13 protein-coding genes and 1 riboswitch are annotated in these 13,866 nt (G+C 54.4%); of the genes, 4 read left to right on the forward strand and 9 right to left on the reverse strand.

Going from position 1 to position 13,866, the window contains the following annotated elements; all coding sequences use genetic code 11:
- Nucleotides 1-25 precede the first annotated feature (25 nt).
- Both NQZ67_RS02385 and NQZ67_RS02390 read right to left on the reverse strand, forming a co-directional pair.
- Nucleotides 26-520, reverse strand: coding sequence for a sigma-70 family RNA polymerase sigma factor (locus NQZ67_RS02385; RefSeq protein ID WP_257443339.1), 495 nt, complete (start codon nucleotides 518-520; stop codon nucleotides 26-28).
- A gap of 118 nt (nucleotides 521-638) precedes the next feature.
- Complete coding sequence (locus tag NQZ67_RS02390) at nucleotides 639-3,029, reverse strand: polyprenyl synthetase family protein (RefSeq protein ID WP_257443340.1); 2,391 nt, start codon at nucleotides 3,027-3,029, stop codon at nucleotides 639-641.
- A gap of 214 nt (nucleotides 3,030-3,243) precedes the next feature.
- Between NQZ67_RS02390 and NQZ67_RS02395 the strand changes: the two genes are divergently transcribed.
- Nucleotides 3,244-4,338, forward strand: coding sequence for a CapA family protein (locus tag NQZ67_RS02395; RefSeq protein WP_257442424.1), 1,095 nt, complete (start codon nucleotides 3,244-3,246; stop codon nucleotides 4,336-4,338).
- Between the two features lie 3 nt (nucleotides 4,339-4,341).
- Here the strand turns inward: NQZ67_RS02395 and NQZ67_RS02400 are convergent, their stop codons facing one another.
- The 3 genes from NQZ67_RS02400 to NQZ67_RS02410 all read right to left on the reverse strand — a co-directional run bounded on the left by NQZ67_RS02400 (nucleotide 4,342) and on the right by NQZ67_RS02410 (nucleotide 7,463).
- A complete protein-coding gene (locus NQZ67_RS02400; protein ID WP_257442426.1) occupies nucleotides 4,342-4,962 on the reverse strand; it encodes a glycerol-3-phosphate acyltransferase in 621 nt (206 codons plus the stop codon).
- Nucleotides 4,959-6,059 (reverse strand): glycosyltransferase, encoded by a 1,101-nt coding sequence (locus NQZ67_RS02405; protein ID WP_257442427.1) that lies wholly within the window; start codon nucleotides 6,057-6,059, stop codon nucleotides 4,959-4,961. Before NQZ67_RS02405 ends, NQZ67_RS02400 begins: the two co-directional genes overlap by 4 nt.
- 138 nt (nucleotides 6,060-6,197) lie before the next feature.
- Nucleotides 6,198-7,463, reverse strand: coding sequence for an erythromycin esterase family protein (locus NQZ67_RS02410; protein ID WP_257442429.1), 1,266 nt, complete (start codon nucleotides 7,461-7,463; stop codon nucleotides 6,198-6,200).
- A gap of 143 nt (nucleotides 7,464-7,606) precedes the next feature.
- On the opposite strand from NQZ67_RS02410, the gene NQZ67_RS02415 reads away from it, so the two are divergent.
- Nucleotides 7,607-7,864, forward strand: a complete 258-nt coding sequence (locus NQZ67_RS02415; protein WP_257442430.1) for an excalibur calcium-binding domain-containing protein — start codon at nucleotides 7,607-7,609, stop codon at nucleotides 7,862-7,864.
- Between the two features lie 225 nt (nucleotides 7,865-8,089).
- A riboswitch (cyclic di-AMP (ydaO/yuaA leader) is annotated at nucleotides 8,090-8,242 on the forward strand.
- A gap of 135 nt (nucleotides 8,243-8,377) precedes the next feature.
- On the forward strand, nucleotides 8,378-10,201 hold the full coding sequence (kimA, locus tag NQZ67_RS02420) for a potassium transporter KimA (protein WP_257442432.1): 1,824 nt from the start codon (nucleotides 8,378-8,380) through the stop codon (nucleotides 10,199-10,201).
- A 68-nt stretch (nucleotides 10,202-10,269) separates the two neighbouring features.
- Here kimA and NQZ67_RS30570 read toward each other — a convergent pair whose 3' ends face one another.
- The 3 genes from NQZ67_RS30570 to NQZ67_RS02430 are packed head-to-tail and all read right to left on the reverse strand — an operon-like array spanning nucleotide 10,270 to nucleotide 11,663.
- The gene (locus NQZ67_RS30570) at nucleotides 10,270-10,401 is read right to left on the reverse strand and encodes a hypothetical protein (RefSeq protein WP_371825264.1); all 132 of its coding nucleotides are present in this window, start codon (nucleotides 10,399-10,401) and stop codon (nucleotides 10,270-10,272) included.
- Nucleotides 10,402-10,429: 28 nt separating this feature from the next.
- Nucleotides 10,430-10,639, reverse strand: a complete 210-nt coding sequence (locus tag NQZ67_RS30285) for a GTP-binding protein (RefSeq protein WP_371825265.1) — start codon at nucleotides 10,637-10,639, stop codon at nucleotides 10,430-10,432.
- Between the two features lie 37 nt (nucleotides 10,640-10,676).
- Nucleotides 10,677-11,663: an aldo/keto reductase gene (locus NQZ67_RS02430; RefSeq protein WP_257442433.1), complete on the reverse strand. Its 987-nt coding sequence runs from the start codon at nucleotides 11,661-11,663 to the stop codon at nucleotides 10,677-10,679.
- Between the two features lie 146 nt (nucleotides 11,664-11,809).
- Here NQZ67_RS02430 and pdxR point away from each other — a divergent pair, with 146 nt between their 5' ends.
- Nucleotides 11,810-13,237, forward strand: coding sequence for a MocR-like pyridoxine biosynthesis transcription factor PdxR (pdxR, locus tag NQZ67_RS02435; protein WP_257442434.1), 1,428 nt, complete (start codon nucleotides 11,810-11,812; stop codon nucleotides 13,235-13,237).
- A gap of 42 nt (nucleotides 13,238-13,279) precedes the next feature.
- Here pdxR and NQZ67_RS02440 read toward each other — a convergent pair whose 3' ends face one another.
- The gene (locus tag NQZ67_RS02440; protein ID WP_257442435.1) at nucleotides 13,280-13,861 is read right to left on the reverse strand and encodes an RNA 2'-phosphotransferase; all 582 of its coding nucleotides are present in this window, start codon (nucleotides 13,859-13,861) and stop codon (nucleotides 13,280-13,282) included.
- Between the last annotated feature and the right edge of the window lie 5 nt (nucleotides 13,862-13,866).

Here is a 13,866-nt window from a genome sequence, read left to right on the forward strand (position 1 = left end):
TACCCGAGAATACAAGCAAAATAACCTACAAAAAGAAGATGCCCATCCCAATATATGGGTGTGGACATCTTCTTTTTGTTTGAACTTTATTGTTCACTTGAAAATGCGTAAGTTCTTCAGTGGCCTCATATTTTCGCGGGAGCTTCATGACGGTATCCCACAGCGCCTTGTTCTCCATCCGGTCGAACGCCATCTGTTCCGCTGCCGGCGAAATCCCGCCGCTTCGGGTTATCCGATCCGTCAAAGTGACTCTCCGGATAAAGGCGCTCTGCAAATAATGAATGGATTTGTTCCGCGTAATCGTAAGCAGCCAGCTTTTGACGGTGCATTCCCCACGGAAGGCATACATGTTTTTGTAGGCGGAGAGGAACACCTCCTGCGAAATATCGTCCGCCGCCTCCTTGCGCCGGGTCAAGAAATAGGCAAAGCGCCAAACATCGTTGCCGAAGGCTTCCATCAGCTCCCGAAGGACCGCGTCTTTGTCGTAGCCCGGAGCCAAGGCCTTGAAATAATCCCACACATCATCCAATTGTCGTCACCTCTAATCCATTAGACCGGACAGCTGACCATTCGGTTCCCGTTCCCGGCACTAAAAAAATCCGCGCATAACGCGCGGATCTTGGCTTGCCATAAATAGTTTAATAGTCCCTGTTAATCAAATAATCCAACAAATGATGGAGAAACGCCGAGCGGCGCGGCATCTTGTGCAGGACCTCCGAGGCAAGGCAATAATGCTCCCACATCGCCTTGCTGGCGCCTTCCCGGCCAAGCAGCGTCACGAAAGTCGAATTATTGTTCTCCGCGTCCTTGCCCGCCGGTTTGCCGAGCAGCTGCAGGCTGCCTTCCAGATCGAGCAAGTCGTCCTTGATCTGGAACGCGATTCCCGCGTGGTAGGCGTACGACTTCAGCAGCTCAATCTCCGCCTCCGGGGCTTGCGCCAGGATCGCGGGCATGACGAGCGAAGCTTCGAAGGCGATGCCCGTTTTGTAGAAGCAAATCGTGTTCAGCTGCTCGAGCGTCAGCGTTTTGCCCCTGCTGCCTAGATCCATCGCCTGTCCTCTGCACATATCCGCCGCTCGTCTGGACGAATAGTGGATTAATGACAGAACCGCCTTCGGGTCGAACGAGGTGAGCGACGACTGTTCTTCCATCGCCTTCTGAATCATGAACAGCCCGGTCAGTTCAGCCGTCGCGCTGTCGTGAATCTCGTGCAAGGTCGGACGGCCTCTGCGGGACGCGGCGTTGTCCTGCGAAGGCAGATCGTCGAAGATCAGCGAAGCGGTATGCATGTATTCGAGAGATCGGACCAGAGGGGCGATCGAAGACTCCGGCAATCCGTATTCGCTCACGCCCATTACCCAAGCCATAATCGGACGCAGCCGTTTGCCTGAGCCTTCCAGACTGTAATTCGCCGCTTCGATCAACGATTCCCGAACAGGCAGCTCTTCCCCCGGAACGGGTATCGGCATCAGGCCTTTCAGTTGATTCCTGACGGCGCGCACCGTTTCCTTGAACTGCGCCTTCTCCGTCCGGTCGTTCCGCAGCATATGGATCATTTGATCGCGCAGCAGCTTGTCGAAAAATTCAACCCGATCCGCTTTGCTCGCCATCTGCTCCAAGAGCTGGTGAAAATCCGAATCGCGGGGCGCGAATACCGCCATCATCTCCGCGTATTTGTCTTTGCCCAGCCTCTCCTGGCTTCGCTTAAGCCCGTTAATGGCCCGATTCAGAATGACGTCGCGCGCCTTCGCGTCGGAATGATAGACATCGTGGATCAGATGGGAGATGACCGTCCAGTACAGCTCGAATGGATTGATCAAGTCCTCGCGGGTGCCCTGATAGGTCCAATAATACGTATAAGGCGTCACCGCGCCATCCCGCAGGTCGTCATGCATGTCGGCGAAATCGTCGGCCAACTGATTATAGATGCCGTAATAGAAGGTCCGGTGGTCGAAGCCTTCGTCCACGGCCGCTCCGATCACGGACCGGACGATCAAGCGGGAAGACGCGGATTTAATAATAATCGGCAAGAATAACTCTTCGTTCCTATAGGAAGCGTTCGAGAGCTGCTTAACCCGATCAACGTCCTGCGATTCGAAGAATACATACGATTGCTCGAAAAACGTTTGCCGCGTCTCCGCGCTCTGATGCCGTTTCATATAATCAAACGCTTCTCCTAGCTCGGAGTGGACGAACCCGATCAGATCCGCATTCGCTTCGGACCATGACTGCCTATGAAATGCAGGCACGGAGCCTTGGAGAAGCGTGGTGCGAATCATCTGCGAGTACATGATTTTTTCCTCCGGGTTCAGAACGCCCGAATCCAGCAAATCGTCGATAAACGGATAGGTCAAGCCATAGGAGTAACCCAACCGAATGGCGGCGTCAAGTCTTCGCGAGCGTTCCTCTTGCGGCACGTCGTCATCCATATCTTCGATGACGTGCAGGACGACGCCGATGATGATTTTGATCAGCTTGCGAATGCCGTGATCGGCGCTCATCCCATCCGGAATGTGCGAGCCTACGGTTTTTAATTTGTGGATAACCCAGATCGCGGCTTCCTCCACGCCTTCCTTCTTCGCCCACCGGTATACGCCGGCCAGACTTAGGAATGCGGGCAGTTCGCCTTCTCCCGGTCCGGAAGATTCGATCATATGCTTCTTGATGAACCCGACCAGCCGCTGAATGCGGACCGCCGTGTCCGAAGAATCGAGCGTCTTGCCCAAATCCCTCATGTACATATAGGAGACGCTTCGATCCAAATAATCGTCCAATTCGCCTCTCCGCTCCAGCCACCTCAGGTAGAGATGGTAATGCTTGGAGGAAGGCTTCTTGTTCACGCGCGAATACAAGGAGATCCATGTCTGGTTCCGGACATGCTGCTTGCTCCACTGCGCGAAGTCTTGCGTCAGGTTCGTGACGTAAGACTGATCCATAACCTGCTTGTACAGGGATTCGAAATATTCCGCCGCTTTCCGTTCGGCTTGTTGATACCAAGCTCCCGCTTGATCTGTTATTTCGATTATCATCTGCGCCATTACCTCAGCTTCTGTCGTTTGTTTCTCTGTATACGTGGAATAGACCCTTTGGGTTACGGATCAACTGGTTGTATATCATTGGATATAGATTATAACAATGAATCCGATATTGTTCGAGAACTTTATTTATTACGCTAACCATCCCGGCTAAGCGCATACAATGGATAAGCGGCTATAAAAATTACACACGAAGGAGAGAATGCTTGTGTCGAATGAATGGACCATTGCGGCAGTGGGCGATCTCTTGGTAAAGCCTCAATTGATCAAAGCGATGCGTACCGTTCGCAAGCCGAACGAGGCAAGCGGTCATCCCAAGGTCGAATATGATTTTGGGCAAGCGTTTGAAGCTGTCGCCCCCTACTTGAAGCAAGCCCATCTAACTATAGGCAATCTGGAAACGAATTTTGCCGGCGGGGCCTCGGATTACACGCAAACGCACCGACACGCAAGCAACCGCAATCCGCTGTTTAATTGTCCGGACGAATTGGCCCCCGCACTGAAAGAAGCAGGCTTCGATGTACTAGCGACGGCAAATAATCATTGCATGGATTATGGGATTCGCGGCCTGAAGCGTACGCTCGCGACGTTGGATAAGTTCGGGATCACGCATGTCGGAACCTTCAGGGATCAGAACGAAGCGCGTTCGCTATGCCTCAAGACTGTGCAGGGAATGCGCGTAGGCATATTGGCTTATACAAGGGGCACGAACGGAATACCTGTTCCGAAGGGACAACCTGCCGGGGTGAAAAAGCTCAACCGCAACGCGATCAGCAAAGACATGGAGCGGCTCAGAGCCGTTTCCGATCTCATTATCGTCTGCATGCATAACGGGTACGAATATGATTCCCGTCCGTCTGATCCGCAGAAAAGCTGGGTGCGCTTCTTATTCAACGAAGGGGCCGATCTTGTCCTCGGAAGCCATCCGCATGTTCTCCAGCCCGCCATTTGCCTTAAGGTAAAGGATAAATTCGGCAGAACGAGAAAACGGTTTGCCATTTATTCGCTTGGCAATTTCATCTCGACGAGACTGCACGGAAAGGATGAGGCTTTAACCGGAATTATTGCGCTAATAAAGATCAAAAAAAATAAACGCGGCTCCTTCTTGCTCTCCGCAATAAACTACGTACCGACTTGGGTATGGCTATCGAACGATAAACAGGAGCCTAAGTGCCGGATCATTCCGATCCACAAGTCTATTGCCCAACCGGAGGACTTCGACTCCCGGCAGCTGAACCGCATTCAACGGGCATTTCGGCGTACTTTGCGCATGTATGAAGGCGTGATGTCGCCCCTGGACTAACGGTTATAAGCCCCGATGTTTATGCTTGGTCCTTCCGTACCGATCGCTCCATAGCTTACGGTGCGTAAACGCGAGCAGAACTAGATTAAAGATGCCTAACGCAATCCATTCAAGCCTATAACCCACAAGCGTCATAAACAAATTCAAAAGCAGCATGCCGGTCACCACCTGCAAGCCGTCCGAGGCCGGCGTCGTACGATGGCCGCGGCGCAGTAAGCGATGCAGGGCCATAAGAGCGGCCAGAATGACGGCGTATGCGAGAGCGGCCGCAAACATCATGGCGCTCCAAACCCCGAACGTCACCGCGATCGCCTTGCCGCCGCGTCCCTTCATAAAGGGCGAGAATGCATGGCCAAGCAGCGCGGCGGCGGCTGGCAGGATGATCGGATAGCCTTCGGCGGCATTGGATTCGGCGACAAACCATAAAATGGGAATAAATCCTTTAGAGAAATCAAGAGCGATGCCGGCAACCCCGTATTTGTAGCCGGAAGAACGCCACAAATTCATGGCGCCGGGATTGCCGTCTCCAACTTCCGTAATATCTCGATTCGCCAGCAATCCAAGCCAGTACGAGAACATGAGGGAGCCGCAAAGGAAAGCAAACAGGATCCATGCCGCGATCATGGCGCATCCCGCCTTCCGACCTCGACTTTACGGCCTTTCCAAGAGACCTTTCCGAACAACACGACCTGATAAGCCGAATACAGCATGACCAATAAGAAAAAGATAGAGCTCAGCATATGGAGCGCAGGCTGCCAAAAACCGAATCGCCCGGCGTAACGGGCGAAATAATAGATTTGCCCGGTGTAAAGAACGTAAGCGACGAGCAGCGGAACGAACCATGCCGTCCCGATGGCAAACGGCGCGGCTTCCGCCCCCAGAAGACCGATCAGCCATATAGCGATTAGCCCAATCGTTCGTGCGTCCAGCTTGCCCGTGCTGAGCACGGCCCCCTTGCCGAAGCCCTCGATTTCGCTGCGTATGCCGCCGGGGTACATGCGGAAGGAGACTACTCCGCGGCCAATATAATTGTTAACCGGAATGCCGGCTTTTTTGTATTGCGCGCCCAATCCCAGATCATCGAGCATCTCGCCCTTAATGCCTTGATGCCCCCCTGCTCTCTCGTAATCGCCCCTTGTCGTCAGGATGCAGGCTCCGTATAATCCTTGGGCGGCATTACGGCGCTCGAACGGCGAGGTGAACGTCAATAAACCGAGCACGTTCGGGATAAGTGCCAGCCTCTCGTAGAATTGCTCAGTCTCATGGTAAGGCACGATGGAGATGACGCCGCCGGACCGTTCCCTCGCGTTAAGGAGCGACCGCAGCGCGCCGGGAGTCAGCCTCACATCCGCGTCGAGAAACGCGATTAATTTACCGGAACAATGCCGATACCCGTTCCAGACCGCCCAATTTTTTCCTGTCCAGCCATCGGGAAGCTCCGGACTTCCGATGACGGTCACGCCGAAGCTCTCCGCTATGGCTCTCGTCCGATCTTCCGAGTGGTCGTCGATGACGATGATTTCGAACGGCTGGAGCGTTTGAGCTTGAAGCGACGCCAGAAGATTGGGCAAGTTGGCTTCTTCATTCCTGGCCGGAATAATGACGGACAGCTTGCCTCCGAGGCTTCGGACATCGCTGACCGGGGGAATCGTGTTTCTGCGGAACAATAGCATTCCCGCCGCGCATGCGGCAATCAATAGGACAAGGATCGCGTATTCCATGGAATCGCCCCCGCAAGAGGAATTTGGCTCCTTGTAATAGATATGGCGCTGCCCGGCCTTTGTATGAGCGGCGATTTTCCCCTTGCCAAAAAAAGAAGTCCACGGGTTCTCGAACCGTGGACTTCCCTGGGGATTCGTTTAGTAGGAGACTGCGGCTTCCAGCGACAATGGAACAAGCGCGCGCGTCTCGTCGAAATAAATAAACGCGTCGTAGCGCTTCGATACGACGGTCGGCACATAATTGCCGCGCTCGCGTTCGGGATGGTAGACGACGCCGATCGCCCTATGCCCCAGCCACATCTCGTCCAGAACAGCCGTTTGTTCATCGAATATCAGCAGCTTGTCGCGAGCGCCCGACCGGTGCAGCAGCTCCTCCCAGCTGCCTCGGATGGCGGACGGGACTTTCATGACCTGAGCCGGACTCCCCCAAGCTCTACCCGCGACGACGGTACCCTCGTAGGTGCCGTAACCAACGGCGAACACCTCGCTGCCGTACTTCTCGCGAAGCAGCTGACCGACATTGACCATTCCGTCCGCCGCCATATCCGTCCATCTCGCATCCCCGATATGCGTGTTATGCTCCCACACGACGACCCTCGTTCCTTCGCCATGATAGTCCATCAGCTTATCCAGCGCCTTCACCATGTGGCGGTCTCTTACGTTCCAGGATTCCGCGTCGTGGCGGATCATCGTGCGGTAATACGCTTCAGCGCCTTGAACCGCAAGCGCGTTCATCTCCGCGCTTAACGCATCCTCTCGATCGTCCGCGCCAGTCTGCCGCCATTTATCCTGCAGCTTGCGCAGCAACGCCACGACCTCATCTTGACAGCCTTCTCCATAGAAGGTCGCAGAAATGCCGTAACGCTGACCGTCTCTTTCATGCGCTTCGAAGCATTCGAACGCTCTTCTCGCCGCGTCCAGATCCGTTCCCGGCTGCGTCTCGAGATAACGCAATATTTCATCCAAGGACTCCCACAGGCTGTAGACGTCGATGCCGTAAAAGCCCGCTTTCTCAGCTTCCGGCTTATCCTTGTTGTAAGCTCTTAGCCATTCGGCCAGCTCCAGTATATCTTCGTTCGCCCACATCCAGGAAGGCCATCTCGCAAATTCGCTCAACGCTTCACGGACATCCTCTCCCGCATCCTCGCGGCCTTTCACATAACGGTTAAGCGCATAACAGGCCGACCAATCCCCTTCCACCGCGATGAAGCGGAATCCATGCTCGCTGATTAGGCGCTTGGACCACTCGGCCCGATCCTTGTAATATTCCGCAGTGCCGTGAGAAGCTTCCCCGAGCAACACGTATTTCGCTTGACTCATTTTCCCGAGAAGCGCCCTCCTGCTCTCGTCCGATGGGTACGGCATGGTTTGATTTTCAATGGTTTCCAGCACTAAACTTTCCATATTTCCCCTCGCTTCAAAACAAGAATTCGTATGCCGTCACACGAAGTTTGCCCGCCGCCGGTTAAACTATTCATATTGACCCAGCTAATGGGCCATTTGGTATAATAGGTTTAATTGACTAGAAGAGAGTAGGAGAAAATCTAATGAAGAAAATGATGATTATGTTATTAGCTGCCGCTCTTATCTTCAGCAGTTCCATGACGGAACACGCTGCAGCAAAAGCAAAAACGTACAAAAACTGCACGGAACTCAATAAAGATTACCCCGGTGGAGTGGCCAAATCCTCAACTACTAAAAACAAGGGCGGCAAAACGAAACATAAACCGCATGCGTCCAAGGAACTATACGAAGCAAACAAGAAGAGTGATCGCGACAAGGACGGCATTGCTTGCGAGAAATAATCGAACGAGCCGCGGCACGGAATAACCCGGCGGCTCGCGTGTGCTTCCGGATACGTTTAACACGAGCATAACTTAGGAATAAAGAGAATCGCCAAGATTCGTGCGGATGTAAACGGATTTTTAGTAGAATGTACGGCAATTTCGCTCCAGACTTCATTCCTTGTTTGTTTACATCAAGTAAAAGCAGGAGTAAGATGTATCCATGCAAGCTCGCTATACGAAATGAATCCTTGATCGCTTAATTCCGCGCTTGCGGAAGCGGGGGAACCATCGGGACGGCTAGCCGTCCCAGGGGTGAATCGCCGAATTGTTCGGCGTAAGGTTACTTTCAGACCTGAATCCGTCAGCTAACCTCGTCAGCGTCTCGAAAGAGGAACTCATCGCGCTTTTTTTGAAGAAGCCGCGGGAAGGTCCCCCTTTCCTGCGGCTTTTTTTGGCCTTGCGATGGGAAAATTAAGGGTAATCGTCGATTTGGCATGGGCTGCAATCATCGGAATTGGAGTGATTTGCGCTATGGCAGCTTTTAAACGATTGTTGATCGGCAGGCCTTTGAAATCCACGGAGCTGGGCGAGCAGAAGCTAAATAAGAGAAAAGCGCTCGCGATTTTATCGTCCGACGCCCTTTCCTCCGTCGCGTACGGTCCGGAACAAATTTTATTGGTATTGATTACGGTGAGCACCGCGGCGTTCTGGTATTCGATCCCGATCGGGATCGGCGTATTGTTTCTGCTAACGGCGCTTATTCTCTCGTATCGTCAGATCATCTTCGCCTACCCTCAAGGGGGCGGAGCTTATGTGGTCTCGAAAAACAATCTAGGCGTATATCCCGGTCTTGTGGCAGGCGGTTCGCTTCTGGTCGATTATATTCTGACGGTTGCCGTCAGCGTATCGGCGGGTACGGACGCCATTACCTCCGCTTTCCCGGCGCTGCATGAATATACGGTCGTCATCGCCGTCGTGTTCGTGCTTCTGCTCACGCTGCTCAACTTGCGGGGGGTGACCGAATCCGCGTCCGTGCTTGCCTATCCGGTTTATTTATTCGTACTGGCGCTTCTTGTTCTAATCGGCGTGGGCATCTATCGCGTGATGACAGGCGAAGTATCCCCCGAGCTGCATACGCCGGTGGGCACGCCGATCGCGGGCATTAGTCTGTTCTTGCTGCTGAAAGCTTTCGCGTCGGGCAGCTCGGCGCTGACCGGGGTCGAGGCGATCTCGAACGCCATCCCGAATTTCAAGAGCCCTGCTCCTAATAACGCGGCCAAAACGTTGTCCGCGATGGGCATTTTGTTAGCCGTCTTATTCTCCGGCATTGTGGCGCTGGCCTATTTTTACGGCGTTTCGCCGCTTGCCGAGGTGACGGTCGTCTCCCAAATCGCGGAAGAAACGTTCAGTCGGAATTTTATGTATTATTTTGTCCAAGGCACAACGGCCCTTATCCTGATTCTTGCCGCCAATACCGGCTATTCCGCGTTCCCGCTGCTTGCCGTTAATCTGGCGAACGATAAATTCATTCCGAGAATGTTCACGGTGCGCGGCGACCGGCTCGGCTATTCGAACGGGATCATCATTCTGGGCTTGCTGTCCATCCTGCTGATTATCGTGTTCCAAGGACAGACGGAGCAGTTAATTCCGCTGTATGCCGTTGGCGTGTTTATACCGTTCACGCTGTCCCAGACGGGGATGATGGTCAAGTGGATCCGGGAGAAGCCGGCCGGATGGGTATCCAAGCTGGCTATTAATACGACGGGAGCCGTCATCAGCCTCATGGTAACCCTGATGTTCTTCATCACGAAATTCGCGCAGGTATGGTCGGTTCTGATATTCTTGCCGATCATCATCTTCCTGTTCCACCGCATCAAGAAGCATTATGAAGCCGTCGGCGATCAGCTTCGTCTCGCGACCTGCGAGCCTGCCGTTCCGATCGAAGGCAACGTGATGATCGTGCCCGTATCCGGAATTACGCATGTCGTAGAGCAATCGCTTAACTATGCCCAATCTCTCGGCGCCGAGCAGATTATTGCGGTCCACATCCCGTTCGACCGTGAAGAAGAAGCCCGCTTCGAGGAGAAATGGCGCAGCTGGAAGCCGGACATCCGTCTCGTCACGCTCCACTCTCCGTACCGGAGCATCATACAGCCGCTCGGCAAATTCATCGATGTCGTCAAGCGCAAAGCGGATGAATCGAACTACCAGGTAACGGTCGTCATCCCGCAGTTCATCCCGAAGAAAGGCTGGCATAACTTGCTTCATAACCAGAGCAGCCTGTTGATTCGAGCACATCTTCTCTACCGCAAGGACATCGTCTTAACAACCGTCCCGTACCATCTCAAAAAATAAACGAAAGCTTGGATTCCGTTCACGGAATCCAAGCTTTTTAATTTTGAAACCGAGCGCCGCGCGGCTTATTATGCCGTCGGCCAAGCCGGCAACGGATCCGGGAAGAGGCTCCAATCTTGCGTCATCTCTTCCTCCGTCAGAATGCAGTCGTTCAGGGCGGTTCGAATACCCTCGCGATCCATGTCCACGCCGATAAACACGACTTCGCTCTGACGGTCTCCCGTGCTCTCATCCCAATTCCGCAGCAGCTCGGGCTCGTCCGCAAGAATCTGCTCCCTCTCCGCGGCGGGCAGCGAGGCCAGCCATCGTCCCGCCGGCCCGGCTGGCGATCCAGAGCCAGCCTTTGGCGCGTACGACTTCCTCCGGCCACTCCTCGAACCATCTCGCGAGTCTCTCCGGATGAAGCGGTCGTCTGCTTCGATAGACGAAGGAGCCGATGCCGTATTCCTCCGTCTCCGGCTGATGATTCTCTCTGTCACACGGGCTGCAGGATCCGCTCGATTTCCTCCATTTGCGATGGAGTTAGAGGACCGAACGCCGTTGCGCCGAGCAGCTCTTGCACTTGCTTCTTCGTCTTGAAGCCGGGAATCGGAATCGTTGCGTCGCTTCGCCCCCAAATCCATGCCAGGGCGCCCTGCACGAGCGAACGACGCTCGCTGGTTAATATCTCCTTGACGGCTCTAAGCTTCTCCAAATAATCCGTGACGGGCTTCCCGTCCTTGAAATATTGGACCCACTCGTGGCTGCTGCCCCTAACATCGCTCGCGGGAAGCTGGGAGCCCTGGGTAAACTTCCCGCTTAGCAAGCCCATCGCCAGCGGCGAGTTGTTAATGCTGATTAAGCCATGCTTTTCGCATATGGAGAGCATCTCGGGATCGTCGCGCAGGACGTTTAACGAATGCTGGAAAGCCGCTGCCTGGGATTGTCTGGCGAAATGCTCGGCTAGCAAGGGGTCCCCCGTGCTCCATCCGTATTCCCGAATAAATCCCTCTTCCCTCAGCCGGTTCAAGGAATCGATGACGGAGTCGATCTCCCCGGCGGTTAACGACCCGACGTGGATTTGGTAGAGGTCGATATAGTCCGTGCCGAGCCTCTGCAGCGACCGCTCGCAGGAGCGTCGCACATAAGCCGGAGACACGTCATGGCGAAGGTATACCTCTTTGGCCGCTTCGTTGTTCGTGAAGCCGAACTTCGTGGCGATAACGACCTCGCTTCTCCGACCCTTGACGGCGCTTCCCAGAACCGTCTCGCTGTGTCCGGCCCCGTATGCGTCCGCCGTATCGAAGAAGTTGATCCCCATATCGATCGCGGCATGGATCGCCTCGATCGATTGCCGGTCGTCGACTTCCCCCCATCCGTCAGGCAGCCCTCCCAGCGTGAAGTGTCCCCCGATCGCCCAACAGCCTAAGCCGAGCGGGCTTATCGCAATCCCGGATGCTCCCAGCGTTTGTTTTCGATTCATAAGTCATGCCTCCTGTTCAAGTCGATTCTCCTTGATTATAATGAGAGCGATGGTCCTCGAAGAGATCCAATTATTCGTTATTTTGAGGAGCCAATACTTACGAAGTCAGGTTTGCTGATAAAAATTTGGGGAGGTTTCACATAGACATGTACGGCATATCGATTGACCGTCGCGCCGAATTGTCCGTAACCCGGCAAATTTGCGATCTGCTGCGGCAAATGATCGAATCGGGACGCTTGCCCGCCGGCACGCGCCTGCTGCCTACGCGGGTGCTTGCAAAGGAATGGGGAATCGCGCGCAACGGGATTATCGAGGTTTATGAGCAATTAACGGCCGAAGGTTATTTGGAAGGACGAGTCGGAGCCGGAACCTATGTCGCGGAAGGCATAACGCCAGTCCCTAGGAAGAGCGAAGCACCTGCTCCCGCGCCATCGAAAGCGGCTCTAAGCGACGGGGTTCGGACACGCGACCTAATCGACTTCGCCTCCGGCGTTCCCGATGACGAATCGTTCCCCCGGTCGGCCTGGGCGAAGGAGCTGCGCTATGCGGCGGAGTCGATAAGCGAGGATTCGCTGGGATACGGCTCCATTCAGGGAAGCATGGAGCTTCGAGAGGTGATACGGGACTATGTATTCCGAACCAAAGGCATCATCTGCGAAGCCGATCAAATCATCATCGTTTCCGGCGCATCGGAAGCCATCATGCTTATCGCCCATTCGTTAGCCTCCGAATTCCGGTCCGTCTATCTCGAGGACCCGACGATCGGTTTTACGCAAGATATTTTCAGAGCGTTGAATTACACGGTGATTCCCGTAGAAGTCGATCAGCATGGAATGGCCGTCGACACGCTGTCCCGGCTCGAAGCCTGCCACCTGATGCTGCTGACGCCATCTCATCAGTTTCCGACGGGAAGCCTCTTGTCCATTCAACGGAGACAGCAAGCCATCCGAATGGCGGCCGAATCGGAAGCCTATCTGATCGAAGATGATTACGACAGCGAATTCCGGCTCAAAGGCGTTCCCGTCCCTCCGCTTCAGACGCTGGCGCCCGATAGGGTCCTGCACGTGGGGACGTTCAGCAAGACGTTAACGCCAAGCATCCGAATCGGATACGCGATCGTCCCGCCCCATCTGACCGAAAGATTGCTCGAGACCAAAGAAATGCTGAATCTCTATACGCCCTTCGTCATTCAGAAGGCTTTAAGCCGGTTTATTCGCGGCGGCCACTTGGACCGGCATATCCACGCCATGAAAAAAGAATACCGGAAGCGCAGAGCCTTGCTGAAGGAGCAGCTCCGTCAAGCCTTCGGGGAAAACGCGGCGCTGCTCGGCGACGAAGCCGGCATGCATCTGCAAGTATGCTTTCAACCTGCATCTTTATATTCGGGAATCGATTGGGAGAAGTCGGTCTTGTTCGGAGTGAGAGTCGACCCCGCAGACGATTACAGATTGCGGAAGCCAGGCAAATCCGAGCCGCGGATCGTGCTGGGCTACGGCAATCTGTACGAAGAGCGTATCGTGGAAGGCGTGAGAAGGCTGGCGAGCTTCGTCCGCGCGCAAATAAGGCTGCCATAATCGGCAGCCTTGTATCGATTTCATGAAGAGTAGGAATCCCGGTTATTCCGCCAAAGAAATGTAGGACGAAGGTACGTGATCGGACAGCCAAACCGTCTCGTTCCCTCTGTAGAAAAGAATGCCTTCCTGCCACGCTCTTCGGGAATCAATGCACAGGAGCACGGGGACGGGATCCTTGCGCTTGCCCACGACCAGCGCGGTTTCCCTGTCCGCCGACAGGTGCACGTATTGTCTGGCCATCGGTTTTAAGCCCGACTTCAATATTTCCTTTACCAGCTGGCCCGCTGTTCCATGGAAAACGACGTTTGGCGGCATTTCGGCTTTTTTTACGATTTTTTCGGGGATGGAATGCCCATACAGCGCTCTAATTTTGCCATCTTGAATTTCGAATCGTTTTTTGGAGGATAACTCCGCCATGGCCGATACATCTTCTGCGGTGAGCAATGTCCACTGCCGGTCCGTCCGCAGCGAATGAACGAGCTGGCCGACCGCAACCCAGCCTTCGGCATCGAGCTCCAGCTCGTAAACCCAGGGCGCATGGCGAAGCGCGTAGGATACTTCTTTGCTTAATTTCGCGTAGTCCGGCTTCTGCAAGATGGCCTTCCCCCTTTCTTTTATCTGCATGGTTA

The sequence above is a fragment of the Paenibacillus soyae genome (assembly GCF_024623455.1).
GTDB lineage: Bacteria > Bacillota > Bacilli > Paenibacillales > Paenibacillaceae > Pristimantibacillus > Pristimantibacillus soyae.